We start from the raw sequence: 23708 nt of genomic DNA, 5'->3' as shown, positions 1-23708 counted from the left end.
CCGGCAGAAGGGAAGACGTCAGCTCTGAGGTACCAGTGGGGCATCCGCATCGGCCGACCACTCGTTGAGTGAGCCGTCGTAGAGCGCGACATCGGCGCGGCCGAGAAGGGCGAGCGCCAGCGCGTCGGCGGCGGCGGCGATCCCGCCGGCGCAGTACGTGACGATGGGGTCGTCGGAGGCGAGGACCTCGGCGAACGTCTCGCGGAGGCGGTCTGGCGGGAGGAATGCGTTCGTCTCGCGAGAGACGAGCCGGCCGGCGGGGGCACTGAGGCTGCCCGGGATGTGGCCGAGCCGAGCGCGCTGCCCGGCCTCGCCGGTGAACTCTTTCGGGGGCACGGCGCAGACGAGAGTGGCCTGCTGTTCGCCGGTGACGACGGCGGAGACCAGTTCTTTGTCCGCCCAGAATTCGGGTCTCTCGACCGCCAGGAAACCGGAGACCGGGCGTGGCTCGACGTGACCCACCTCCAGCGGGCGTCCGTCCGCCTTCCATTTGGTCAGTCCGCCGTCGAGCACGGCGACGCGGTCGTAGCCGAAAGCTCGGAACAACCACCAGACTCGGGCCGCCCACGTTCCGACCGCCGCGTCGTAGACGACGACCGTCGTGTGATTATCGACACCGACCGAGGCCGCCGCGGCTTCGAATGCGGCGATCTGCGGCCGAGTGAAGGGATAGGGGCCGGACGGGTCGCTGAACACATCGAGCAGATCCGCGAACACGGCGCCGGGGACATGGCCGTCGACGAGGAACTGGTCGAGTCCGCTCAACGGGGTGGTGCGTCCGTCGGCGCGGCTCGTCTGAACGACCGTCGCGTCGAGCACGACGAGTCCGTCGGCGCCCAGATGATCGGCGAGCCATTGTGTGGAGACCAGGGGTCGGTCGAGGCCGGCTCCGGTCAGGGCCGCATCGTGGTCGGTCACACTGGTCGAGGTGTCGGATGCGCTGGTCACGACTCCACGCTAATCACGGGGCAGGTGTTCGCCTACGCGCGCCGAAACGCGGCGTAACCCGAGCGGCCGTGTTCGTCGCGGCCGTGTTCCTCGTGTTTGGGGCGACGCATCCCGGTCAGCACTCGATGACGTTCACCGCGAGGCCGCCTTCGCTGGTCTCTTTGTACTTGGTGGACATGTCGAGCCCGGTCTGGCGCATCGTCTCGATCACGGCGTCGAGTGAGACGAGGTGGCTTCCGTCGCCGTGCAGGGCGAGCCGGGCGGCTGAGACCGCGGTGGAGGAGGCGATCGCGTTGCGCTCGATGCACGGGATCTGCACCAGGCCGCCGACAGGATCGCAGGTGAGCCCGAGGTGGTGCTCCATCGCGATCTCCGCGGCGTTCTCCACCTGGCGCGGGGTGCCGCCGAGCACGGCGCAGAGGGCTCCGGCGGCCATCGCGCAGGCAGACCCGACCTCGGCCTGGCAGCCGCCCTCCGCGCCCGAGATCGAAGCGTTCGCCTTGAACAGCGAGCCGATGGCGGTGGCCGTCAGAAGGTACTGCCGGATCCCCTCGGCCGAGGCCTCCGGAACGAACCGCAGGTAGTAGTGGGCGACGGCTGGGATGATGCCGGCCGCACCGTTCGTCGGAGCGGTCACCACCCGACCGCCGGAGGCGTTCTCCTCGTTGACCGCGAGGGCGAAGGCGTGGAGCCATTCGATGGATGTGTCACGGGCCGGGATGCGGTCTGCTGCCTCCAGGTGCGCTCGCAGTGCCGCCGCGCGACGGCGCACACCGAGCCCGCCCGGCAGTGTTCCGTCTCCGGCCAGGCCCTTCGCGACGCACTCGGCCATCGCCGACCAGATCAGGTCGAGACGTTCACGGGTCGCCGCCTCGCCGTGGAGCGCCGCCTCATTGCGGCGCGCCACCTCGCAGATCGGAATGCCGTGTTCGTCGCACAGCCGCAGCAGTTCTTCCGAAGAATCGTAGGGCAGCGGATGCGTCGCGCGGGCCGCGAGCGCGGCCTCTTCGCCGTCGCGTCGGATGAAGCCGCCGCCGATCGAGTAGTAGGTCTCTTCGAGAAGGGGGAGCGCATCCGTTATGCCATCGGGGGCTGTGCCCCAGGCTCGGAGGGTGAGGGCGTTGGGATGCCCGGGCAATCGGGTGCGCGGTTCGAAAGCGATGTCGTTCCGTGCCAGGGGGATCTCGTGGCGGCCGGCGAGCAGCAGGGTCGCGCCCTCGGCGAGGCCCGACCAAGCGCCGCGCACCTCCTCAGGTCTGCATGTCTCCGCGTCGAGCCCGGCCAGCCCGGCGACGATGGCGTCGGGTGTTCCGTGGCCGATCCCGGTCGCGCCGAGGGAGCCGTAGAGCGTGCAGGTCACGCGGGTGACGCGATCCATCAGGTCGGTCTTGGCGGCCAGGCCGTCCGCGAACGCTCGCGCGGCTCGGAGGGGTCCGACGGTGTGCGAGCTCGACGGGCCGATGCCGATCGAAAACAGGTCGAAAGCCGAGACGTACGCAGTCACATCCCCAGCCTACGTCGGAGTTCGTGCAAGATTCCTGCGTCTCGGTGTGCGTTCGCGCAGCGGCTCCAATCGTCTTCCTGAGAGCCGGGTGCAAAATTAAGCAACTTCAGTTGACAATGAAGATTGAGCAACCTAAGTTGCTTACATGGTTCCCAGCACCCCGCCCCCGCCCCCGATCGGCGGCGCCGCCGACGGCCTCGCCGCCGTCGTCGCGCTCCGCGAGCTCGCCGATCGGCTGGAAGACGCCGAAGTCGAGCGGGCGTTGCGCGCCGGCTGGACCTGGACGCAGATCGCCGACGCCCTCGGCGTCACCAGGCAGGCCGTGCACAAGAAGCACCTCCGTCGCGTGGCCGGCGCCGGCATCGAATTGAGGAGACGAAATGGTTGAGCGACGTGACCGCGACGACCACGGGATGTCCCGCGCCCTGCGCGAGATCATCATCCGTGCCGTCGCCGAAGCGCAACACCGGGGAGACTCGGTCGTCGAGGCGGAGCACCTGCTGCTCTCGCTTTCGAGGGAGACCGGCAGTCCCGCCGCCGGTGCGCTCGACGCGGCCGGGCTCGACCACGCCGGAATCGAGGCCGCCCTGCGGGCGGAACGCGCGGCGAGTCTGGCGTCGGCGGGGGTCGCCCCGATCGACGAGGAACGTCTCGCGGCCATGCCCAGGATCGGCCGGCCCCGCTGGGGGACATCGGCCCGCGACGTGCTCGCCCGAGCCCACCGTGAGTCCGCCCGCACCCGCAACCGTGCGGCGGAGACAGATCTGCTCGCGGCGATCCTCGGCCTCGATCTCGGAACCGTTCCGCGTGCGATCGCCCTCGCCGGCGTCGACCGCGAGGCGGTCCTCGCCCACGCGGGCGCAGAATCGGCGCCCGGCTCACCGGGCGCGCGCCGACGCTGACAGCGGTGGCAGGCGCGTGTAAGCGTCGCGTAAGCGAGCTGTAAGCGGCCCGCCGCACCATGAGACCAACACAACATCCACAGAAAGGACCACCATGACAACCAGCGCAGAATGGGCGGTCGAAGCCCACGGGCTCGTCAAGGTCTTCGGCGACAACCGTGCGGTCGACGGTGTCGACCTCAGCGTCCGCGCCGGAACCGTCTACGGCGTGCTCGGCCCCAACGGTGCCGGCAAGACCACCACCATCTCCATGCTCGCCACCCTGCTCAAGCCGGATGCCGGGGAGGCCACCATCTTCGGCCACGACATCCGTCGCGAACCCCAGATCGTGCGTCAGCTCATCGGGGTGACCGCGCAGTTCGCTTCGGTCGACGAGACCCTCTCGGCCACCGAGAACCTCATCATCTTCTCCCGGCTGCTCGGCCTCAGCCGGGCCGAGGCGAAGCGCAAGGCCACCGCGCTGCTCGAGGAGTTCGGCCTCACCGAAGCCGCGAAACGCCCGCTGAAGAAGTTCTCCGGCGGGATGCGTCGCCGCCTCGACCTCGCGGCGAGCCTCATCTCGCAGCCGCCGCTGCTGTTCCTGGACGAGCCGACCACCGGCCTCGACCCGCGCACGCGCGCCCAGATGTGGGAAACCATCCGTCGCCTGGTCTCCACCGGGTCGACGGTGCTGCTCACCACGCAATATCTGGACGAGGCAGACCAGCTCGCCGACCGCATCGCGGTCATCGACACCGGTCGTGTCGTGGCCGAGGGAACGGCCGACGAGCTGAAGGCCTCGGTCGGGGAGTCGTCGCTGCAGCTGCGCTTGGCCGACCCGGCCGATATGGAGGATGCGCGACGCGCCATCGCCACCGTGCTCGGTGTCGAGGCGGTCGTCTCGCCCGAGGGCTCGCGGATCACCGCCCCCATGCGCAACCCCGACACCGTCACCGACCTGTTCGTGACCTTCCGCGAAGCCGGCATCCGGCTCACCGAGATGTCTGTGCAGAAGCCGACGCTCGACGAGGTGTTCCTCACCCTCACCGGTCACGGCGTCGAAGAGGACAACACCGGCTCCGATGAGGACGCCACCGAAGCAGAAAGGGTCAGCGCATGAGCGCGATCACCATCACCCCGCCCGCCGAGCGGAAACTCAAGAACCATGTGAGCATCGGCCAGTCTGTGGCGAACTCGTTCACGATGGCCTACCGCGGCCTGCTGAAGATCAAACGCACGCCGGAGCAGCTCATGGATGTCACGCTGCAGCCGATCATCTTCACGCTGATGTTCACCTACATCTTCGGTGGCGCGATCGCCGGGAACATCGTCAACTATCTGCCGACGATCATCCCGGGGATCCTGGTTCAGACGGTGCTCACCACCTCCGTGGTCACGGGAGTGCAGCTGCGCGAAGACATGGACAAGGGGGTGTTCGATCGGTTCAAGTCGCTGCCGATCGCCCGCATCTCGCCTCTCGCCGGTGCCCTGCTGGCAGACACGGTGCGATACACAATCGCCACAACACTCACCTTCGTGATGGGCTACATCATGGGCTACCGGCCCGGCGGCGGCATCGGCTTCGTCGTGCTCGCCGGCCTTCTCGTGATCGCCTGCTCGTGGGCCATCAGCTGGATCTTCGCCTTCTTCGGCGTCGTCGCCCGCACGGCGAGCTCAGTGCAGGGAATCTCCTTCCTCGTGCTCTTCCCGCTGACGTTCCTCTCGAACGCCTTCGTGAACCCGAAGACGATGCCGGCGCCGCTCGAATGGTTCGCGAACATCAACCCGGTGTCGCACCTTGTCACCGCCGTGCGGGACCTCGCCAACACCGGCTCCTTCGGCGCCGACGGCTGGCTCGCCCTCCTCGGCGCCGCCGTGATCGTCGCGGTCTTCGCCCCGCTCACGGTGCGCGCCTACATGCGCAAGGCCTGACGGCCGGCCGGCCGCCGCATCCCACCCCCGAACCCCGGAAGGAACTCCCATGAGCATCGTCGTCGGAAGCATCGCCGCGCTGGTCAAAGAGCCGAGCGGGCGCCCGAGCGAGCGGGCGATCACGTTCTGGGCGTGGAACGCGGCGGTCGGCTGGGCGGTCTTCACCGGCCTGCAACTGCTCTGGATGCTGCTGGCCGATGAGTGGACGCAGCCGCTGCACCTCGCGGGCCTCGGCCTGACGGTGATCGCCGCGGCGATCCATGTGACGGTGATGCCGCGGTGGCGTTACCGTGTGCATCGCTGGGAGATCACGGACGACGCGATCTTCGTGCGCTCCGGATGGTTCACCCAGGAGACGCGCGTCGCCCCGATCGTCCGGCTGCAGACCGTCGACTCCCGTCGCGGGTTCCTGCACCGTCTGATGGGTCTCACCTCTGTCACGATAACCACGGCATCGAGCGCGGGGGCACTCACGATCCACGCGCTCGACGATGCCGTGGCCGCCGAGGTGGTGGCGATGCTGGCCGAGGTGGCCCAGCACAGTGAAGGGGATGCAACGTGAGCGGCGCGTCCGAGCCCGACGCCACTGCGCCTGAGCCGCCCGCGGACGCAGACCCCGACCCGTCGGACGAGCCGTGGCGGCGGCTCAACCCGCTGATGCTGCTGGTGCACCCGCTGCGGGAGCTCATCCGGTATCTGCCGGTGCTGCTCCTCGCGCTCGTCGCCGGTGCTGCCGGCGGGGAACCGTGGTGGGCGTATGTGCTCTCCGGGCTGGGCATCGTCTTCGGCATCCTGCGCTTCTTCACGACCACCTACCGCATCACGCCCACGCATGTGCAGGTGCGCCGGGGCGTGCTCAACCGGCGCACGCGCTCGGCGCCGCGCGACCGCATCCGCAGCGTGGACGTCGATTCGACCATCCTGCACCGGATCTTCGGGCTCGCGATCGTCAAGGTCGGCACCGGGGCGTCGCACGGCCAGGAAGAGCTGGAGTTCAACGCGCTCGCACTGCGCGACGTGCCCGCGTTGCGCGACGAACTGCTCCGACTCGCCCCGCCGGCGGAAGGCGAACACGCGGAGGAGCCCACGAATCTCAGCCGCTGGGAGCCGCGCTGGGTGCGCTACGCGCCGCTCACCCTCAGCGGTGTCGCCTCGATCCTGATCGTGGCGATGGCCGCGCTGCAGCTGAACTTCTTCGAGGGCGGCATCCTCACCCGGCTGGCGATCGTGCGGCAGGGGATCGGCTGGATCAGCCACCTGCCGCTGCTCACGACTGCACTCTGGGGCGCCGCCGGACTGATCGTCGTCGCCTCCGTCGTCGCGATGGTTCGCTATGCACTCAGCTACGGCGGATTCTCGATCCGCCGGGCGGGGCCGACCACCCTGCACATCAGCCACGGCGTGCTGCGCGCCCGACAGATCACGCTCGACGAGACACGGCTTCGCGGCGCTCAGCTCTCCGAACCCCTCTCATTGCGCGTGGCGGGGGCCGCATCGGCCCACGCGATCATGACCGGCCTCGGGCGACAGCGGGGCGGTGTCGCCCTGCTGGCCCCTCCCGGACCCCGTGAAGAGGCCGTGCGGATCGCGGCGGAGGTGCTCGGCTCCCGCCTGCCCCTCGATCTGCCGCTCATCGAGCACGGGAGGCGGGCGCGCCGCCGGCGGTACACGCGGGCGGCATCATTCGCGGGGCTGCTCGCGCTGGCTGCCCTCGTGCTGCAACTCGCCGGGCTGGTCGCGCCCTCGATCTGGTGGGTGTTCGCGGTGATCGTGCCGGCCTCCGCTCTGCTCGCCGCGGACCGCTGGCGAGGCCTCGGGCACGCTCTCCTTCCCGGTTGGCTGATCGCCCAGAGCGGTTCCCTCAACCGTCGCCGCGCCGTGCTGGCGACCGACGGCATCATCGGCTGGACCATCCGCCGCAGCTACTTCCAGCGCCGTGCGGGCCTCGCCACCCTGATCGCCACCACGGCGGCCGGGCGGCACCGGGTGACGATTCCGGACCTTCCCGATGGGGACGTCTGGCCGATCATCGAGGCCATTTCGCTCAAACACGAGGAGATCACCTCCGGCCAATACCTCGCCCGGTACGCTGCCGCACTCTGAGCGCATCCCGGACACCGGGCGCAGCACGCCTTGCTCCTGTTTTGCTCGTGTTGTGCTCGTGTTTTGCTCCTGTTTTGCTCGTGTTGTGCTCGTGTTTTGCTCCTGTTTTGCTCCTGTTTTCAGGGCTATCTTCGCGTCCCTGACCGGCTGCTCCGGTTTTCAGGAGCATCCGGTCAAGGACGGTCGACTGCTCCTGAAAACAGGGGCGGGGCGGGTGCGGGGACGGGGCAGTGCGCGGGATGCGACTAGCAGCGTGCAGTGCGCGGGATGCGACTAGCAGCGTGCAGTGCGCGGGATGCGACTAGCAGCGTGCAGCGCGCGGGATGCGACTAGAAGCGCAGCGAGTGCAGCAGGTCGAGCGCGCGCAGGGCGCCCGTGTTGCGATCGAGGTCGGCGACCGCGGCGAACGGTTCGTCGAGCACGGTCTCACCCCATGCGCCGCGGATCTCCTCAGCCAAGCGGGCCCGGTTCAGGCTCCGCTGATCTTGGCGGGCGTTCACCCGGTCGGCGATGGCGTACAGCTCGAGCCCCGATCTCACCCATTCGTCGCGCTGACCCTCGCCGCCCGCTCGCGCCTCGGCCACGCGAGGGGTGAGCATCCACGCGGAAACGCCCAACAGGCCGGAGCCCAGAACGGGTTTGTCGACGTAGGCGGCTTGCAGCCGATGGTTGACGAGGATGCGCGTGCGCAGCAGTCGCGCCGCCGCGTCGATCTGGGCCGTGTCGACCGGGGAGGAACCCTCGGCCTCGACCCGCAGATGAGCCGCGAGACTCGCCGCCGACAGGATGGTGAGCCACGGGTTGGTCAGTGCGCTGTTGCTCTCGTAGAGGCCGATGGCGTCGCGGTAGTGGCCGAGACCCTCCGCGAGGTTCCCTTCGGCCAGCGCGATCTCGGCGAGGCCGGCGTGCCCGATGCCGAAATAGTCCACGTATTCGAACCCCGAGGGGGCGACGTCGTCTTGCAGATAGCGTTCGAGGAGATCCCGACCGGCGGTGAGGTCGCCGGCCGAGATCGAGTTGATGGCAACGATCCAGTCGAGCTGGCGGAGGTCGCCCAACGCCTGCAGTTTCGTCAGGCCTTCGCGCGCCCGCTGCGCCCATTCGATCGCCGACTCCGGGTGGGCGAGCTGGCTGTGGATCTGGGCGATCGATTGCGCGGCCGACGCTGTGCTCCAGGTGTCCTCGGCCAGCAGCGACTTCTCGTAGGCCGTGCCGGCCGAGTGCAGTGCACCCTCGAGGTCGCCCGCGTTCTCCTGGAACTGGGCCATGATCAGGTTTCCGAGCGCGGCGACGTCGGTGTCGGTCGACCGCTGGAACCGGGCGATCATCGCCATTCCCTCGCGTTCGCGGCCGGCTGTCTGAACGAGGTCGGTGATCGATTCGAGTCGCGGATCCCGCAGCGGCCGCAGTCGCTTGATGCGCCGCAGCCGGGAGATCGCTCGCACACCCGTTCGCATGTCGGCATAGAGGAAGGTTCCGCCGATCACGCCGTAGACCGCCGCCGCGTCGTCGATGTCGTCATCCTCCGGCTCCCAGCCGGTGAGCGCCTCCATCACGACCGCGCCGAATGCGACGACTTCCGAGTGGGCGCTGCGCAATGACCAGTAGTAGGCGAGTGCAGAGAAGGTGGCGGCGATCACCCGATGGTGCCGCCGTTCGATGGCCGCCCTCAGAACGGCGACGAGGTTGTCTTGCTCGGCGGTCACCAGGTTGAAATTGTGCACCTGCGTCGGTCCGTGCATCAGCGCGAGCGTCTCCCGGCAGAACCGCACGCCCCAGCGATTCATGCCTTCCTGAACGACGTCGTGCTCGCCGGCCTCGTCGAGGGCGATGGCCCCGAACTCGCGAACGGTCTCGAGCATCCGGTAGCGCAGGATGCCGGTGGTCTTGTCTTCGGAGACGGTCACGAGCGATTGGTTGACCAGGGCTTCGAGATCGTCGAGGACCGTCGCCGCGCTGTCACCGGCGACGGCTTCGGCCGCCTGCGCGCTGAAGCCGTCGGGAAAGCAGGAAAGGCGACGCAACAGGGTCTGTTCGGTCTCGCCGAGCAGGTTCCAGCTCCACTCGATGACCGCCAGCAGAGTGCGATGGCGTTCAGGGGCGGTGCGCTCGCCTCCGGTGAGCAGGACGAACCGGTTCTCCAGGCGTCGCTCGATCTCCTCGACCGACATCGAGCGGGTTCGTGCTGCGGCGAGTTCGATCGCGAGGGGGAGGCCGTCGAGCCGGTCGCAGAGCCGGGCGACGACCTCGGGCGGAAGGACGACCGCCGGCCGGCCGGCGCGAGCGCGCTCCTCGAAAAGGGCGACGGCGGGCCCCGCCTCGTCGCCGGCCGACGTTCCGCTCGCGAGAGAGTCGAGAGCGTAGACGCGTTCTGCGCCGATCGCCAGCGGCGAGCGGCTCGTCGCCAGCACGCGCACGGTGGTGGTGGATTCGAGGATGTCCGCTATCCAGGTGGCGGCCGCATCCACGATGTGCTCGCAATTGTCGACGATGAGGAGTGTCTCGCGTTCGGCGAGCAGTGCGAGGATGCGGGAGCGCAGGTCCAGGCCCGCCCCCGGGTCGCCGAGACGCACCGCGCGCGCCTCCCGGATGCCGAGCGTCGAGGCGAAGGCGAGCGTGATGTCGTCGGCCGAGCGAACGCTCGCCAACTCGACGAATGCCACGACCGGCGTGTGCTGGGCGCGGTGCGCGAGCTCCTGCGCCAGTCGCGTCTTGCCGAGACCGCCGGCCCCCAGCACCGTGGTCAGACGCGATGTCGCGATGAGGTCTTCGAGCGCGTCGAGGTCGTACTCGCGACCGATCAGCGCATTCGGTGTCGTGCGGAGCCCGTAGCGCGTCGTGACCGGTGCGGCGGTCGCGGATTCGTCGTCCACGAGCAGGGAGGCATTGAACGCGACGAGCGCGGGGCCGGGCCGACTGCCCAGCTGGTCGAGCATCGCGGCTTTGAGCTCCCCGAAAGCGCGGAGGGCGTCGTTGCGACGCCCCGCATCGTCGAGCGCACGCAGACGCTCGAGGTGGAGTGTCTCGTCGAGCGGGGAAGCGATCAGCAGGGACTCCAGATCGTGCAGGGCACCGGCCGGGTCGCCGAGAAGACGCCGGGATCGGGCACGCAACACGGTGAGCTCGTCGCGCAGGGTGGCCGCCGTGCGGCCGAGCTCGTCGGCGAGCGGGGAGGGCCCCAGCTCCACCCCGGGTTCGCCCCGCCACAGGTCGAGACCGAGCCCCGCTTCGGCGGCGGCCTGCTCCGGATCGGCGGCGGCATCCGCCTCCCGGGCGCGCTCGAGGTGCATTCTGGCCAGTCCGAGATCGGTGAGCCGGGGATCGATCGCGAGGGCGTATCCGCTCGGCGTCGACTCGAGGATGCCGTCGGCGCTTGCGGTGCGCACCCGGGAGACGAGGGTCTGCAGGGCTGCGCGTTCTTGCCTGGGAGGTGTGTCATGCCACAGGTCGGAGACGAGGGACTGCACCGAGAGGGTGCCGCGGGCGAGGACGAGGGCGACGATCAGCCCTTTGCCGAGCGCCCCGGCCGGTTCGGCGAGCGCGCCGGAACGGTCTTCGACCAGAACGGGGCCGAGGACCGCGATCCTGGGGGCGTGGGGCAATGTGTCCACTCGCCCGATTTTAGCGAGAGCGGGCGACACCGGGTCGTTCCCGCGCGTACGCTCGAGGCGAACGACGATGTCTCGACGGGAGTGCTCATGGCGTTCGACTGGTCCGGCTTCTATTCAGCCCAGGGAGGCCGCGGGCTCCGGCCCACTTTCACGGCCGGTCTTGACGCATGGCAGGGAGAGTCGCCCGGCCGTGCGATCGACCTCGGCTGCGGTGATGGCGTCGAGACACGCCACCTGGCCGGGCTCGGCTGGCATGTGCTGGCCGTCGATGCCGATCCCGGGGTCGTGGAACGGGTGCGCGCAGAGGTGGGGGAGTCGGCGCTGTCGAACGTCGAGATCCGGCAGGTGCCCTTCGAGGCGCTCGGCGAGCTTCCCGCGAGCGACCTCGTGTACGCGGGGTTCGCGCTGCCGTTCTGCGAGCCGGACGGATTCCCCTATCTGTGGGCCGACATCCGGGATGCGCTGCGGCCGGGGGCCGTGTTCGCGGGCGAGTTCTTCGGTCCGCACGACGAGTGGTTCGGCCGGCCCAATATGAACTTCCATGACCGGGCCGGCGTCGAAGGAATGCTGGCCGGCCTCGAGGTGCTGCAGCTCGTCGAGGACGATCGGCGGGGGATGTCGTTCGAGGGCCCCAAGCATTGGCACGTGTTCCACGTCGTCGCGCGGGGGTGATCTCCGGCTCCTCCCCAGGGGAGCGGATCAAGCGGCTCTCCACAGACCACGATTCCTGTTGTCTCTGTATCGCCCAGTGGTCGAGGCTGGTTCTCAACGCGATCACCGCGTCGAGAAAAGGAGTCACAATGCATCTGTTGCTGCTAAACTGCATGCATGACAGTTTCCATCACGATTCGTTCGGTTCCCGACGAGATCCGCGACATCCTCGCCGCCCGCGCCGCTCGCTCCGGCCGCTCGCTGCAGGAGTTTCTCGTGGGTGAACTCACGTCGCTCGCCCGTAAGCCCTCGGTCGACGAAGCGCTCGCCGAGATCCGTCAGCGCGCGGCACACTATCCGCCCGTGCCGGTCGGCGCCATCCTCTCCGAACTCGATGCTGCGCGCAATGAAGGGTGAAGCCCGCGAGTCGGTCGTCGTCGACTCGAGTTCGATCGTCGACCTGCTGATCGATGGTGGCCCGCGGGGAGAGGCGGTCGCCGAGCGGCTGAGCGGATGCTCGCTGCTGGCGCCCGCGCTCCTGCACTACGAGGTCGCCAACGTTCTTCGCCGTCTGCGTCTGGCCGGCGCACTGTCGCACGCGGAGGCATCGTTGGCGTTCGCCGGGTTGCAGAGCCTGCCGATCGACAGCTGGCCGTTCCCGGTCGTCGCCGACCGTCTGTGGGAGCACGGAGAGAACCTCACCGCATTCGACGCTGCCTTCGTCGCGCTGGCCGAGGCTGCGCAGGTGCCACTCGTCACCGCCGACGCCCGTCTCTCCCGGGCTCCGGGAGTGCGGGTGCCGATCGAGGTGATCACCGGCGGTGCGTGACCGACAGGCGTCACGGTCAGCACGTCGCCGTCAGCGTGTTACCGGTGAGGTGTCACCGGCGGCTCGTGAGCATGGCCCGCGGCCGTGAGCGTCAGCGGATCGTCTTGCGCGCGGTGATCTGGCCGGTGTCGAATCCGAGCAGGTGCAGGCCGCCATGGAAGCGTGCATGCTCGATCTTGATGCAGCGATCCATGACCACGGTGAGACCTTTCGACTCGCCGTACTCGGCGGCCTCCTGGTTCCAGATGCCGAGCTGCACCCAGATGGTCGGCGCACCGACAGCGACGACCTCGTCGATCACGCTCGGGATGTCGCTTCCCTTGCGGAACACGTCGACGATGTCGGGAACCTCGGGCAGGGAGGCGAGGTCGGGGTAGGCCTTCTCGCCCAAGATGGTGTCGGCGTTCGGGTTCACGAAGTACACGCGGTAGTCGCTCGACTGCTGCAGGTACGTTCCGACGAAGTAGCTCGACCGGGCGGGGTTCGGCGAAGCGCCGACGATCGCCACCGACTTCGCGGCCCGCAGGATCCTCAGGCGCTCCTTCGCATCCGGGCCGATCCAGGTGCGCTGCGACCTGAGGAGCTTCGCGAGAGGGGAATCCGACGGCAGAGCGCAGCTCAACCCGTTCGCGAGCCGCACGTCCGTGAGGTCGCCGGGAGCGGCCCCCGCGGCGTGCGGGGTGCCGGCGGTCGTCGCATCCGAGATCGTCATGCGTTCGTCTCCTTCACCGCGGCGGTCAGGGCCTGATCGAGATCGTAGATGATGTCGTCGACGTCTTCGATGCCGACGCTGATGCGAACGACGCCCGGAAGAACGCCGGCGTCGAGGAGCTGCTGCTCCGTGAGCTGGGCGTGGGTGGTCGAGGCGGGGTGGATCACGAGGGTCTTCGCATCCCCGATATTCGCGAGATGGCTTGCCAGGTTCACCGATTCGATGAACGTCTGGCCAACGGCACGGCCGCCCTTCACGACGAAACTGAAGACACTTCCGGCGCCGTTCGGCAGATACTTTTGCGCACGGTCATGGTGCGGGTGCGCGGGCAGCCCGGCCCAGAAGACGGACTCGATGCGCGGATCGGCATCCAGCCATTCGGCGACCGTGCGGGCATTGTCGACATGCGCCTGGATGCGGTAGGGGAGCGTTTCGACGCCCTGCGCCAGGAGGAAAGCGGAATGCGGCGCGAGCGTCGGGCCGATGTCGCGGAGCTGCTCAGCTCGCAGCCGGGTGAGGAACGCATACTCGCCGAAGTTGCCGGACCACTGCAATCCGCCATACGAGGGAACCGGCTGGCCGAACAGCGGGAACTTCTCGCTGTGCCAGTCGAACCGCCCGCTCTCCACGACGACACCGCCGAGCGTGGTGCCGTGGCCGCCGAGGAACTTGGTGGCCGAGTGGATCACGACATCGGCTCCCCACTCGATCGGACGGTTCAGGTAGGGGGTGGCGATCGTCGAGTCGATGATGAGCGGGATGCCGGCGGCGTGGGCGACCTCGGCCAGCGCCTCGATGTCGGCGATTTCGCCCGAGGGGTTGGCGATCGTCTCGGCGAAGATCAGCTTGGTCTTGTCGGTGATCGCGGCCGCGTAGTCGGCAGCGTCGGCGCTCTGGACGAAGGTGGTCTCGACGCCGAAACGGCGCAGGGTCACGTCCAGCTGGGTGATCGAGCCGCCGTAGAGGTTCGCCGAGGCGACGATGTGGTCGCCGGCGCCCGCGAGCGATGCGAAGGTGATGTACTGGGCGCTCAGGCCGCTGGCCGTCGCGACAGCGCCCAGTCCGCCTTCGAGGCTCGCGATGCGTTCCTCGAACGAGGCGACGGTGGGGTTGGCCAGTCGCGAGTAGATGTTGCCGTACTTCTGTAGAGCGAACCGTGCCGCCGCATCCGCCGTGTCATCGAACACGAACGCGCTCGTCTGGTAGATCGGCAGGGCGCGGGCGCCGGTCACCGGATCGGGGATGTTGCCCGCGTGAATCGCACGCGTGCGGAAGCCATATTCGCGATCAGCCATGCGATCACGCTACCGGAGCCGGGGGCTCCGCCCGTCCGCGGTGCGTAACATCCCGCAACCGCGCAGACAGAGGAGGCCGTGCTGAGCTGATCGGCCGTGAGTGAGACCCCGTTCGCGCCGGCCACGTCGAAGGTGTGGAACAGCAACGCTTTACGTGGTACCGCGTAAAGCGTGGTACCGTGTGACGCGAGACAGTGGAGGTTGGTATGGATACGACACAGTTGCTGAAGGGGGTGCTCGATGTGGCGGTCCTGGCTGTGGTGCAGCACGATGACGGCTACGGGTACGACATAGTGCGGCGCCTGCGCGAGGCCGGCCTGGGGGAGGTGGGGGATGCTTCCGTCTACGGGACGCTTCGCCGGCTGTACACGGCAGGGGCCGTATCCAGCTATATGGCACCCTCCGACGGAGGCCCGAACCGCAAGTACTACGCGATTAGTCCGGAAGGGCAGAAGATGCTTGCCCAGCAACGAGACACTTGGGCGACATTCTCGGCTGCGATGACTGAGCTACTCGACGACCACCAGCAACGCACTACCCAGGTTCGCGCGATCGGAGAACGATGATGCACACCAGTAGCCTTCGAGACGAGGTCGCGACGTTCGCGAGCGCCGTGCGCGCCAATCTTGCCGACCTGCCTGCCGAGGACGTTGATGACCTCACCGACGGTCTCGAAGCAGACCTTCTGGAGCAAGCCGAAGACAATGGAGGCGCTCTGGTCGGCTCCGACCCTGCGCAGTACGCGTTGGAACTACGCGCCTCCGCGGGACTTCCTGACCGAATCAGCGACACCGCAGCCCTATCTCTCCGGGCGCGATTCGCTAGATCGGCCGATCGCACCATCGGTGAGGCGAGTCGAATCGCGCGATCGACCCGGTTCGGTTCGTGGCTGGTCGATCTGCTCGTCTCGCTCCGCCCTGCGTGGTGGATGTTTCGAGGGTGGGCAGTCTACGTCGTCGGGTGGCTGCTGCTGACGGGCCAGTCGCGGCTACTCCCGACGCAGCTCGTCGGGTGGGCGGTGCTTGTCGTCACGGCTCTCATAAGCATCCAATGGGGCCGCGGTCGATGGCTGCCGCAACCATGGTTGAAGGCCGTGCGCCTCCTCATGTCGGTGCTCGCCGTGATCGCGACGCCGTTCCTTACGGCCGGCGTGCTGAGTGTGTTCACGAACTCCGGATACTACGCTCAGGCAGATTCCATGCCAGTGCCGGTGGGCCTCTCCCTTGATGGCGACCCGGTCACGAATATCTTCGGGTACGACGCTGACGGACGCCCGTTGCAGCACGTGCAGCTGTTCGACCAGAACGGAAAGCCGCTCGTGACGGTCGGTCGCACATCGACCGGCGTCGACTCCGACTACAACTCGGGCCCGGATAGTCTCAACATTCCGTTCGCGAAGGCCGGCAATGAGTACGTATGGAACGTCTTCCCGCTTCGGGAGGCACCGCTGGGCAGCGATGGGCAGGTGGATGCAAACGAGGCCCGTGGCGCCGCGCTCCCGTTCCTGTCGACAACTCCGCTGAGCGCCTATGAACAGCCCGGGTTGCCGACACCGATTCCGACGACGCCCGCCGCCCCGGCCCCCACTCCCACCGAGGCGGCTACCCGATGACCGCATCCGGGATCGGCCCTGCCGCGATCGAGCTCCCGCCAACGCAACCCATCGATATGACAGAGATCCTTCGACAAATGCTTCCCCCACGGGACGGGTCTGTCTTTCGTTCGCCGTTCATCCAACGTGAGTTGGTCGCATCTGACGCGGCTACAGACGAATAGCGCAGTTGGCGCGCGGGTGTTCGAACGAGTCTGGTACAGTTGTACTAGGGCGTTTCGGGATGGGGCGCCTCCGGACGACGGATCAGTACCCGGTGAGCGACAAGACTGGCCAAGGAGTCTGTCATGGTGTCGTGGATCGTGCTCGTCGCATCCGGTGTCCTCGAAGCAGTTTGGGCGACCGCGCTCGGCCGGTCGGCGGGGTTCACAAAGCTCTGGCCGACCGTGGTCTTCGGTGTCGCCCTCGTAGCGTCGATGGCAGGACTGGCGTTCGCCATGCGGGGGATCTCGACCGGAACCGCCTACGCCGTCTGGGTGGGCATCGGCGCAGCCCTCACCGTGCTCGTCGCTATGGTGTTCGGCGGCGAAGGGTTCTCGCTGGTGAAGGTGCTGCTGATCGTGGGGCTCGTCGGTTGCGTCGTCGGCCTCAAACTCGTCGACTCGCACTAGCGTCGGCAGGCCGAGCGGTCAGCTCGACAACCGCACCGCGCCGAGAGCCAGGGCGGCGATGAGCACCCAGGAGAGCAGGCCAACGGCGAGGGCACGCCAGCCAGTGGTCACCAGGGTGCGCAGCCGCACGGCCGTGCCGAGCCCGAAGAGCGCCATGGCCAACAGCACCGTCTGCACCGTGTCCGCTCCGTCGATCACGGCTGACGGCAAGGGGAGGAACGAACGGACCAGAACGGCCACGAGAAAACCGGCGACGAACAGCGGAACGATCGGCGGACGCTTCGCGGCCGGGTCGGCCTCGACGTGGCGACGGCGTTCCACCACCGAGGCGACCGCAACGATCGGGGCGAGCATGAGCACCCGGGTCAGCTTGACGACGACCGCGACGGCGAGCGCTGCCGATCCGGCGATCTGCGCGGTGGCGACGACCTGTCCCACATCGTGCACGCCCGCGCCCACCCAGTGACCGAATTGCACGGCCGTCAGGCCGAGCGGGTGCCACAGAGTCGGCAGCACGAAGATGGCGAGCGTTCCGCACAGGGTGACGAGCGCGACGGGGGTGGCCGTCTCCTCGTCCTTCGACTTCACGACACCGCTCATCGCTCCGATCGCCGAGGCGCCGCAGATGGAGAAACCGGTCGCCACGAGCAGTGGCTGATGGCCCGGAAGGCGAAGCAGCCGGCCCAGCCAGAAGGTTCCCCCGAAGGTCAGCACGACGATGAGAACGGTGCTGAGGATGCCGACCCAGCCGAGTCCTGCGATGTCGCTGAGGCTGAGCTTCAGGCCGAGGAGCACGACGCCCAGCCGCATCAGACGCTTCGCCGCGGTCGACAGCCCCGACCGCAGAACCCCGCCGACGGCCGGTCGTGCGAACGGCAGCTGGCCGACGATGATCCCGAGCACGACCGCCGCGGTCAGCAGCGGAACGGCGGGCAGCAGCCAATGCGCGCCCCATGCGGCCAGCGCCGCCGCCCCGGCGACGGCCACCCCCGGAAGCCAGGGGAGTGCGGTGCGAGGGGCGGCGGCTGTGCTGTTCATCCCCCCTATTCTGGCGCTCGTGGTGTGCGCCGAGGGGCGCGCGGATGCGCCGGCGCTCGTCAGACCCAGCTGGGCAGCCACATATGGATCTGCCAGAACCAGAACGGAACCTGCTGCGCGGTCCAGATCGGCCAGAAGAACGCGCTCACCACTGCGACGAAGGCGAGGTAGATGCCGACCGTGCGGATGCCGCGCACGCGTCGCCAACGGGGGTCGGTGCGGCGGCCGAGGATCAACCCGATCACGAAGGTCAGCCCCAGGATCAGGTACGGCTCGAAGGCGATCGCGTAGAACTCGAAGATGGTCCGGTTGATGTACAGCAGCCAGGGCAGGTAGCCGGCGGCGAGCCCGGTGAGGATGAGCCCCACCTGCCATTCCCGGTACCGGATGACGCGGTACACCAGGTAGAACAGCGCCGCGGCCGCGCCCCACCAGATGAGCGGGTTGCCGAGGGAGGTGATCGCCGATGAGCACGCGCTCACCGTGCACCCGTGCTGGCCGAGCGTCGAACTCTCGTAGTACATGCTCGTCGGCCGGATCATGAACAGCCAGGTGAGCGGGTTCGCCTGGTAGGGATGCGAGACGTGCAGGTTGATGCTGTAGTTGTACATCTCGGCCTGGTAGTGCCAGAGGTTCTGCACCCACAGCGGCACCCAGCTGAGACCGCCGGTCCACGCCATATGGGTGGCCTGGGCCCAGTGCCGGTAGTAGCCGCCGCTGGTGACGATCCAGCCCGTCCAGGTGGCCACATAGCTGACAAGCGCGATCGGCACCATCAGCAGGAAGGTGGCCGGCCCCTGTTTCAGGATGGCGCCGCTGAGGAAGAACGGCAACCCGACCCGGCGGCGCGCCACCGCATCCACCACGATCGTGTACACCGCGAAGAACGCGAGGAAGTAGAAGCCGCTCCATTTGACGCCGGCGCACAGCCCGGCCAGCACTCCGGCCGCGATCAGCCAGGGTCGCCACCACAGGGCGGGACCCCAGGCAGGATCCTGCCCGCGTGCCCGCCGGTCGGCCACCCAGGTCGCCAGCCGCCTCGCATGCCACTCCCGGTCGTACAGGATGCACCAGAACGCCAGCAGGGCGATGAACATCACCGAATTGTCGAGCAGAGCGACCCGGCTCATCACGATCGCGTGGCCGTCGATCGCCATCAGCACGCCCGCGATCGTGGCGAGGATGGTCGACCTGAACAGCTTGCGGGCGATCAGGAACACGACGAGCACGGCGAGGATGCCGACGATCGCCGTGCTGATGCGCCACCCGACGGCGTTGCCGGCGCCGAACACCGCAAGGCCGAGCGAGATCATCCATTTGCCGAGCGGGGGATGCGCGACGAACGATGGGTCGGAGGTGAAGATGTCCGTCTTCCCGGCGTTGAACAGCTCGTCGGCCTTGTCTGGCCAACTTCCCTCGTATCCGAGGTGCATGAGGGAGTACGCGTCCTTCACATAGAAGGTCTCGTCGAAGACGAGCGCGTGCGGGTATCCGAGGTTCCAGAGTCGCAGCACCGCCGCCAGCAGCGTGACGGCGAGCGGAGCCCCCCAGTACCAGAGTGTCAGCCGTCGGGGGGTGCGCAGGCGGCGCGCCCACCACTCATCGAGGCGGCTGCCGGTCGGCTCGGCGATCAGCTGATCGAAGCCGGGCGCGGGAGTCGAAGTCACCCGCTCATGTTAGAGGCCCGAACCTCGGTGCGCGCAGACCGCACCGTGCGAGTCCGGTGCGGCCTGAGAGACTGGAGGCATGATCATCCTGGCCGCCACACCGATCGGCAACCTCAAAGACGCGTCGCTGCGCCTGATCGAGGTGCTCGGCTCCGCGGCGGTGGTCGCCGCGGAGGACACCCGCGTCACCCAGCGCTTGCTCGCCGGCCTCGGCATCGAGAACCGGCCGCGGTTGATCGCGCTGCACGACCACAACGAACGTGAGCGCGCCGCCGACCTCGTCGAGCTCGCCCGCGACCAGGATGTGGTGCTTCTGAGCGACGCCGGCATGCCGACGGTCTCCGACCCCGGGTTCCACCTCGTGGAGGCCGCCGCGGCCGCCGGCGTGGTCGTCACCGCCCTGCCCGGACCGAGCGCGGTGATCACCGCGCTCGCCGTCTCCGGCCTGCCCACCGACCGGTTCACGTTCGAGGGCTTCCTGCCCCGCAAACACGGCGAACGGATGAGCGCCCTCCGCGCCCTGGCAACCGAACGTCGCACGATGGTCTTCTTCGAGTCCCGAACCGGCTCGCCGACGCCCTCGCCGACATCGCCGCCACCCTCGGGGAGGACCGCCGCGTCGTGGTGTGCCGGGAACTGACCAAGATGTTCGAGGAGGTCAAACGGGGCACCGCATCCGCCCTCGCCGCGTGGGCGGCCGACGGCGTGCGCGGTGAGATCGCGGTGGTGGTCGAGGGGGCTCCGGAGCAGACTGTCGATCTGGAGACAGGTGTCGCGCAGGTTCTCGCCCTGATCGGGGCCGGTGGCCGTCTGAAGGACGCCGCCACCGAGGTCGCCGAGGCGACCGGCCTCGGACGCCGCGACCTTTACCAGGCGGCGCTCGCCCGCCGCCAGTAGTAACACGCCGAACCGTGCCGCCGCGCGCCCGTAGGATAGTCAGCATGTCCGACGGCTCTTCGTTCTACATCACCACGCCGATTTTCTACGTGAACGATGTCCCGCACATCGGGCACGCCTACACGGAGGTGGCCGCCGATGTGCTGGCGCGCTGGCACCGCCAGGCGGGTGACGACACGTGGCTGCTCACCGGCACCGACGAGCACGGCCAGAAGATCCTGCGCACCGCCACCGCGAACGGCACGACGCCGAAGGAGTGGGCAGATCGGCTGGTCACCAATGAGTGGCTGCCGCTGCTGAAGACCATCGACATCGCCAACGATGACTTCATCCGCACCACCGATGAGCGCCACGAGAAGAACGTGCAGCGCTTCCTGCAGCACCTCTACGACGAGGGCTACATCTATGCCGGCGAGTACGAGGCCCTCTACTGCGTCGGCTGCGAGGAATTCAAACCGCAGAGCGAGATCGTCGACGGCACCGGGGAGTATGAGGGGCAGAAGGTCTGCGCCATCCACTCGAAGCCGCTGGAGCTGTTGCAGGAGAAGAACTACTTCTTCCGCATGAGCCAATTCGCCGACTCGCTGTTGGCGCTCTACGAGGAGCGTCCCGAGTTCGTTCAGCCGGAGTCGGCGCGCAACGAGGTCGTCTCGTTCGTGCGCCAGGGGCTCAGCGATCTGTCGATCTCGCGGTCGAGCTTCGACTGGGGAATCAAGGTGCCGTGGGATGAGTCCCACGTCGTCTATGTCTGGTTCGACGCGCTCCTCAACTACGTCACAGCCGTCGGCTACGGGCAGGACGACGAGAACTTCGCGCGCCGCTGGCCCGCCACGCACATCGTCGGCAAAGACATCCTCCGGTTCCACGCGGTGATCTGGCCGGCCATGCTGATGGCCGCCGGCGTCGATGTTCCGCACCGGGTGTTCGGCCACGGCTGGCTGCTGGTCGGCGGCGAGAAGATGTCCAAGTCGAAGCTCACCGGCATCGCGCCGACGCAGATCACCGACACGTTCGGCTCGGACGCGTTCCGCTACTACTTCATGCGCGCCATCAACTTCGGGCAGGACGGCTCCTTCAGCTGGGAGGATCTCGCCGCACGCTACCAATCGGAGCTCGCCAACGGGTTCGGCAATCTCGCCTCGCGGGTGATCGCGATGGTCTCCCGCTACTTCGAGGGCGTCGTTCCGCAGCCCGCGACCTCGCTGGAGGCCGACTTCGCTGTGCAGCAGACGGTGGCCGACGCGGCCGCCAAAGCCGATGAGGCGATGGAGAGACTGGCTATCCACGAGGCGCTCACGGCCATCTGGACCGTGGTCGACGAGCTGAACGGGTACATCACCGCTCAGGAGCCGTGGGCGCTCGCGAAGGATGAAGCCCAGCGCGAACGTCTCAGCACGGTGCTCTACACCGCCGCGGAAGGGCTGCGCGCGCTCGCGGTGCTGCTCTCGCCGGTGATCCCGGAGGCGACGCTCAAGCTGTGGGTGGCGCTCGGCGCTGAGGACGAGCTGGGCGCGCTCGATGAGCAGCGCATCCGTTCGGCCGGACAGTGGGGGCAGCTCCCCTCAGGGACGACGGTGAACGGGCTCGACGCTCTGTTCCCGCGGATCGACGCGGACGCGGTGCCGGGAGCATGACCGACCCGGCGTTCATCCGCCAGCGTCACGTCACCGATGGGCGCGACCTGGCGTATCCGCCGCTGCCGGAGGCGCTCGTCGTTCCGGTCTACGACAACCACACCCATCTCGAGATCTCCGACGGTGACGACCCACTCGACTATCGCGAGCAGCTCGACCGCGCCTCCAGCGTCGGCGTGCGCGGTGTGGTGCAGGTGGGCAACGATGTCGAGACCTCACGCTGGTCGGCCGAGATGGCCGCGATCGAACCCCGGATGCTCGCCGCGGTGGCAATCCATCCGAACGACGCCCCCGACTACGCCGAGCGTGGAGAATTGGACGACGGCCTCGCGGCGATCGCCGAGCTCGCCGGTCGGCCGCGGGTGCGGGCCGTCGGTGAGACCGGGCTCGATTTCTTCCGCACCGAGGAGGGACCGCGTCGCGTCGCACAGTTCCGCTCGTTCGAGGCGCACATCGCGATCGCCAAGGAGAACGACCTGGCACTGCAGATCCACGACCGGGATGCGCACGCCGACGTGATCGCCACCCTCAAGCGGGTGGGTGCCCCGGAACGCACCGTGTTCCACTGCTTCTCGGGCGACGCGGAGCTGGCCCGGATCTGCACCGACAACGGCTGGTTCATGTCGTTCGCCGGCAACGTGACGTTCAAGAACGCGGCGAATCTGCGGGAGGCGCTGGTGGTGGCGCCGCGCTCGTTGCTGCTGGTCGAGACGGATGCGCCGTTCCTCACCCCCACCCCGTTCCGCGGGCGACCGAACGCGCCCTACCTCATTCCATACACGCTGCGGGCGATGGCCGACGTTCTCGGCACGGATGCCTCCACACTCGCCGCGCAGGTCTCTTCGAACACGGAGCTGGTCTACGGTCGCTGGGATGCGGAGCCGGTGGCCGCCCCGCCCGCCGCGCCGGTCGGGAACCTCGCATGAGCGACGTTCGCCTGCTCGGGCCGGCAGAAATCCGTGACCTCGCCGAGCTGCTCGGGGTGACGCCCACGAAGAAGCTGGGGCAGAACTTCGTCATCGACGGCAACACAGTGCGCCGCATCGTTCGCGTCGCCGGTGTGCAGGCAGGGGATGTGGTGGTCGAGGTCGGTCCCGGTCTCGGGTCGCTGACGCTCGGCCTGCTCGAAGCCGACGCCACTGTGGTCGCTGTCGAGATCGACCGTCGTCTGGCAGCCCAACTGCCGACGACCGTGGCACAGCTCGCGCCGGCTGTGGTCGACCGGCTCACCGTGATCCGTGACGACGCCCTCGCCGTCACCGAGTTGCCGGCGTCGCCGACCCGTTTGGTCGCGAACCTGCCGTACAATGTCTCGGTGCCGGTGCTGCTGCACTTCCTGGAACATTTCGACAGCATCCGCTCGGGTGTGGTGATGGTGCAGGCCGAGGTCGGTTTCCGCGTCGCTGCCGAGCCCGGGTCGAAGGTGTACGGTTCGCCGAGCGTGAAGGCCGCCTGGTACGGCTCGTGGCGAACGGCGGGCACGGTGAGTCGACAGGTGTTCTGGCCGGTGCCGAATGTCGACTCGGTGCTTGTGGCGTTCGAACGGCATGCCGAGGAGCCCGGCGATGAGCAGCTGCGCCGGCGCACCTTCGCGCTCGTGGATGCGGCCTTCCAGCAGCGCCGCAAGATGCTGCGCCAGGCGCTGTCCGGTGTCTTCGGGGATTCGGCTCGCGCCTCGGCTGCACTCGAGGCGGCCGGTCTCGCGCCCACCCTTCGTGGCGAACAGCTCAGCGTCGCCGACTTCATCGCCCTCGCCCGCATCCCCTCGTCTTCCTGATATCTC

Annotated in this window: 22 protein-coding genes, 1 pseudogene and 1 riboswitch; of the genes and pseudogenes, 16 read left to right on the top strand and 7 right to left on the bottom strand. The window is 68.3% G+C overall.

Features of this window, described 5'->3' with window-relative positions; all coding sequences use genetic code 11:
* Positions 1-18 precede the first annotated feature (18 nt).
* Both K5L49_RS06220 and K5L49_RS06215 read right to left on the bottom strand, forming a co-directional pair.
* Positions 19-948: a sulfurtransferase gene (locus K5L49_RS06220; RefSeq protein ID WP_223691225.1), complete on the bottom strand. Its 930-nt coding sequence runs from the start codon at positions 946-948 to the stop codon at positions 19-21.
* Between the two features lie 115 nt (positions 949-1063).
* Positions 1064-2452, bottom strand: coding sequence for an L-serine ammonia-lyase (locus K5L49_RS06215; protein WP_223691223.1), 1389 nt, complete (start codon positions 2450-2452; stop codon positions 1064-1066).
* 145 nt (positions 2453-2597) lie between these two features.
* On the opposite strand from K5L49_RS06215, the gene K5L49_RS06210 reads away from it, so the two are divergent.
* The 6 genes from K5L49_RS06210 (at position 2598) to K5L49_RS06185 (ending at position 7368) form a co-directional block, all read left to right on the top strand.
* Complete coding sequence (locus K5L49_RS06210; RefSeq protein WP_223691221.1) at positions 2598-2840, top strand: helix-turn-helix domain-containing protein; 243 nt, start codon at positions 2598-2600, stop codon at positions 2838-2840.
* Positions 2833-3354 carry a Clp protease N-terminal domain-containing protein gene (locus K5L49_RS06205; RefSeq protein WP_223691219.1) on the top strand — a complete coding sequence of 174 codons (522 nt, stop codon included), beginning with the start codon at positions 2833-2835 and terminating at the stop codon, positions 3352-3354. Before K5L49_RS06210 ends, K5L49_RS06205 begins: the two co-directional genes overlap by 8 nt.
* Before the next feature lie 94 nt (positions 3355-3448).
* A complete protein-coding gene (locus tag K5L49_RS06200; protein ID WP_223691217.1) occupies positions 3449-4453 on the top strand; it encodes an ATP-binding cassette domain-containing protein in 1005 nt (334 codons plus the stop codon).
* Positions 4450-5265 (top strand): ABC transporter permease, encoded by an 816-nt coding sequence (locus K5L49_RS06195; RefSeq protein WP_223691215.1) that lies wholly within the window; start codon positions 4450-4452, stop codon positions 5263-5265. The genes K5L49_RS06200 and K5L49_RS06195 overlap by 4 nt, the downstream gene beginning before the upstream one ends.
* A gap of 49 nt (positions 5266-5314) precedes the next feature.
* Entirely contained in the window at positions 5315-5827 is a 513-nt protein-coding gene (locus K5L49_RS06190; RefSeq protein ID WP_223691213.1) for a PH domain-containing protein, read from the top strand.
* Positions 5824-7368, top strand: coding sequence for a PH domain-containing protein (locus K5L49_RS06185; RefSeq protein ID WP_223691206.1), 1545 nt, complete (start codon positions 5824-5826; stop codon positions 7366-7368). The genes K5L49_RS06190 and K5L49_RS06185 overlap by 4 nt, the downstream gene beginning before the upstream one ends.
* Positions 7369-7697: 329 nt before the next feature.
* Here K5L49_RS06185 and K5L49_RS06180 read toward each other — a convergent pair whose 3' ends face one another.
* Positions 7698-10979, bottom strand: coding sequence for an AfsR/SARP family transcriptional regulator (locus K5L49_RS06180; RefSeq protein WP_223691200.1), 3282 nt, complete (start codon positions 10977-10979; stop codon positions 7698-7700).
* An 87-nt stretch (positions 10980-11066) separates the two neighbouring features.
* Between K5L49_RS06180 and K5L49_RS06175 the strand changes: the two genes are divergently transcribed.
* The 3 genes from K5L49_RS06175 (at position 11067) to K5L49_RS06165 (ending at position 12459) form a co-directional block, all read left to right on the top strand.
* Positions 11067-11651, top strand: coding sequence for a class I SAM-dependent methyltransferase (locus tag K5L49_RS06175; protein WP_223691196.1), 585 nt, complete (start codon positions 11067-11069; stop codon positions 11649-11651).
* Between the two features lie 156 nt (positions 11652-11807).
* Positions 11808-12047, top strand: a complete 240-nt coding sequence (locus tag K5L49_RS06170) for a FitA-like ribbon-helix-helix domain-containing protein (RefSeq protein ID WP_223691194.1) — start codon at positions 11808-11810, stop codon at positions 12045-12047.
* Positions 12037-12459, top strand: coding sequence for a type II toxin-antitoxin system VapC family toxin (locus K5L49_RS06165; RefSeq protein WP_223691192.1), 423 nt, complete (start codon positions 12037-12039; stop codon positions 12457-12459). The genes K5L49_RS06170 and K5L49_RS06165 overlap by 11 nt, the downstream gene beginning before the upstream one ends.
* A 91-nt stretch (positions 12460-12550) precedes the next feature.
* On the opposite strand, the gene K5L49_RS06160 is transcribed toward K5L49_RS06165, so the two are convergent.
* Together K5L49_RS06160 and K5L49_RS06155 are read right to left on the bottom strand one after the other, a co-directional pair.
* Entirely contained in the window at positions 12551-13171 is a 621-nt protein-coding gene (locus tag K5L49_RS06160; RefSeq protein ID WP_223691191.1) for a CoA-binding protein, read from the bottom strand.
* A complete protein-coding gene (locus tag K5L49_RS06155; RefSeq protein WP_223691189.1) occupies positions 13168-14466 on the bottom strand; it encodes an O-acetylhomoserine aminocarboxypropyltransferase/cysteine synthase family protein in 1299 nt (432 codons plus the stop codon). Before K5L49_RS06155 ends, K5L49_RS06160 begins: the two co-directional genes overlap by 4 nt.
* Positions 14467-14672: 206 nt before the next feature.
* Here K5L49_RS06155 and K5L49_RS06150 point away from each other — a divergent pair, with 206 nt between their 5' ends.
* From K5L49_RS06150 to K5L49_RS06140, 3 genes are all read left to right on the top strand, one after another.
* On the top strand, positions 14673-15032 hold the full coding sequence (locus tag K5L49_RS06150; RefSeq protein ID WP_223691187.1) for a PadR family transcriptional regulator: 360 nt from the start codon (positions 14673-14675) through the stop codon (positions 15030-15032).
* Positions 15029-16078, top strand: coding sequence for a hypothetical protein (locus K5L49_RS06145; protein ID WP_223691185.1), 1050 nt, complete (start codon positions 15029-15031; stop codon positions 16076-16078). The genes K5L49_RS06150 and K5L49_RS06145 overlap by 4 nt, the downstream gene beginning before the upstream one ends.
* Before the next feature lie 208 nt (positions 16079-16286).
* A riboswitch (guanidine-III (ykkC-III) riboswitch) is annotated at positions 16287-16356 on the top strand.
* A 12-nt stretch (positions 16357-16368) separates the two neighbouring features.
* Positions 16369-16689, top strand: coding sequence for a DMT family transporter (locus tag K5L49_RS06140; protein ID WP_223695255.1), 321 nt, complete (start codon positions 16369-16371; stop codon positions 16687-16689).
* An 18-nt stretch (positions 16690-16707) separates the two neighbouring features.
* On the opposite strand, the gene K5L49_RS06135 is transcribed toward K5L49_RS06140, so the two are convergent.
* Both K5L49_RS06135 and K5L49_RS06130 read right to left on the bottom strand, forming a co-directional pair.
* Entirely contained in the window at positions 16708-17727 is a 1020-nt protein-coding gene (locus K5L49_RS06135) for a YeiH family protein (RefSeq protein WP_223691183.1), read from the bottom strand.
* A 59-nt stretch (positions 17728-17786) separates the two neighbouring features.
* Positions 17787-19394 carry a dolichyl-phosphate-mannose--protein mannosyltransferase gene (locus K5L49_RS06130; RefSeq protein ID WP_223691181.1) on the bottom strand — a complete coding sequence of 536 codons (1608 nt, stop codon included), beginning with the start codon at positions 19392-19394 and terminating at the stop codon, positions 17787-17789.
* 79 nt (positions 19395-19473) lie between these two features.
* Between K5L49_RS06130 and rsmI the strand changes: the two are divergent.
* The 4 genes and pseudogenes from rsmI (at position 19474) to rsmA (ending at position 23702) form a co-directional block, all read left to right on the top strand.
* Positions 19474-20291 (top strand): annotated as a pseudogene (gene rsmI / locus K5L49_RS06125) (16S rRNA (cytidine(1402)-2'-O)-methyltransferase).
* 44 nt (positions 20292-20335) lie between these two features.
* Positions 20336-21925 (top strand): methionine--tRNA ligase, encoded by a 1590-nt coding sequence (metG, locus tag K5L49_RS06120; protein WP_223691175.1) that lies wholly within the window; start codon positions 20336-20338, stop codon positions 21923-21925.
* The gene (locus K5L49_RS06115) at positions 21922-22851 is read left to right on the top strand and encodes a TatD family hydrolase (RefSeq protein WP_223691173.1); all 930 of its coding nucleotides are present in this window, start codon (positions 21922-21924) and stop codon (positions 22849-22851) included. Before metG ends, K5L49_RS06115 begins: the two co-directional genes overlap by 4 nt.
* The gene (rsmA, locus tag K5L49_RS06110) at positions 22848-23702 is read left to right on the top strand and encodes a 16S rRNA (adenine(1518)-N(6)/adenine(1519)-N(6))-dimethyltransferase RsmA (RefSeq protein ID WP_223691171.1); all 855 of its coding nucleotides are present in this window, start codon (positions 22848-22850) and stop codon (positions 23700-23702) included. The genes K5L49_RS06115 and rsmA overlap by 4 nt, the downstream gene beginning before the upstream one ends.
* Positions 23703-23708 lie beyond the last annotated feature (6 nt).

The organism is Leifsonia poae (genome assembly GCF_020009625.1).
Classification (GTDB): Bacteria; Actinomycetota; Actinomycetes; order Actinomycetales; family Microbacteriaceae; genus Leifsonia; species Leifsonia poae_A.
Note: the sequence above shows the minus strand (reverse complement) of the source record. Positions and strands in the feature narration are given on the sequence as shown.

Bases quoted from the DNA above. Each gene is read 5' to 3' on its own strand.
- K5L49_RS06210 (WP_223691221.1), top strand. From the start codon at position 2,598: ATGGTTCCCAGCACCCCGCCCCCGCCCCCGATCGGCGGCGCCGCCGAC.
- K5L49_RS06205 (WP_223691219.1), top strand. From the start codon at position 2,833: ATGGTTGAGCGACGTGACCGCGACGACCACGGGATGTCCCGCGCCCTG.
- K5L49_RS06200 (WP_223691217.1), top strand. From the start codon at position 3,449: ATGACAACCAGCGCAGAATGGGCGGTCGAAGCCCACGGGCTCGTCAAG.
- K5L49_RS06195 (WP_223691215.1), top strand. From the start codon at position 4,450: ATGAGCGCGATCACCATCACCCCGCCCGCCGAGCGGAAACTCAAGAAC.
- K5L49_RS06190 (WP_223691213.1), top strand. From the start codon at position 5,315: ATGAGCATCGTCGTCGGAAGCATCGCCGCGCTGGTCAAAGAGCCGAGC.
- K5L49_RS06175 (WP_223691196.1), top strand. From the start codon at position 11,067: ATGGCGTTCGACTGGTCCGGCTTCTATTCAGCCCAGGGAGGCCGCGGG.
- K5L49_RS06170 (WP_223691194.1), top strand. From the start codon at position 11,808: ATGACAGTTTCCATCACGATTCGTTCGGTTCCCGACGAGATCCGCGAC.
- K5L49_RS06165 (WP_223691192.1), top strand. From the start codon at position 12,037: ATGAAGGGTGAAGCCCGCGAGTCGGTCGTCGTCGACTCGAGTTCGATC.
- K5L49_RS06160 (WP_223691191.1), bottom strand. From the start codon at position 13,171: ATGACGATCTCGGATGCGACGACCGCCGGCACCCCGCACGCCGCGGGG.
- K5L49_RS06155 (WP_223691189.1), bottom strand. From the start codon at position 14,466: ATGGCTGATCGCGAATATGGCTTCCGCACGCGTGCGATTCACGCGGGC.
- K5L49_RS06150 (WP_223691187.1), top strand. From the start codon at position 14,673: ATGGATACGACACAGTTGCTGAAGGGGGTGCTCGATGTGGCGGTCCTG.
- K5L49_RS06145 (WP_223691185.1), top strand. From the start codon at position 15,029: ATGATGCACACCAGTAGCCTTCGAGACGAGGTCGCGACGTTCGCGAGC.
- K5L49_RS06135 (WP_223691183.1), bottom strand. From the start codon at position 17,727: ATGAACAGCACAGCCGCCGCCCCTCGCACCGCACTCCCCTGGCTTCCG.
- metG (WP_223691175.1), top strand. From the start codon at position 20,336: ATGTCCGACGGCTCTTCGTTCTACATCACCACGCCGATTTTCTACGTG.
- K5L49_RS06115 (WP_223691173.1), top strand. From the start codon at position 21,922: ATGACCGACCCGGCGTTCATCCGCCAGCGTCACGTCACCGATGGGCGC.
- rsmA (WP_223691171.1), top strand. From the start codon at position 22,848: ATGAGCGACGTTCGCCTGCTCGGGCCGGCAGAAATCCGTGACCTCGCC.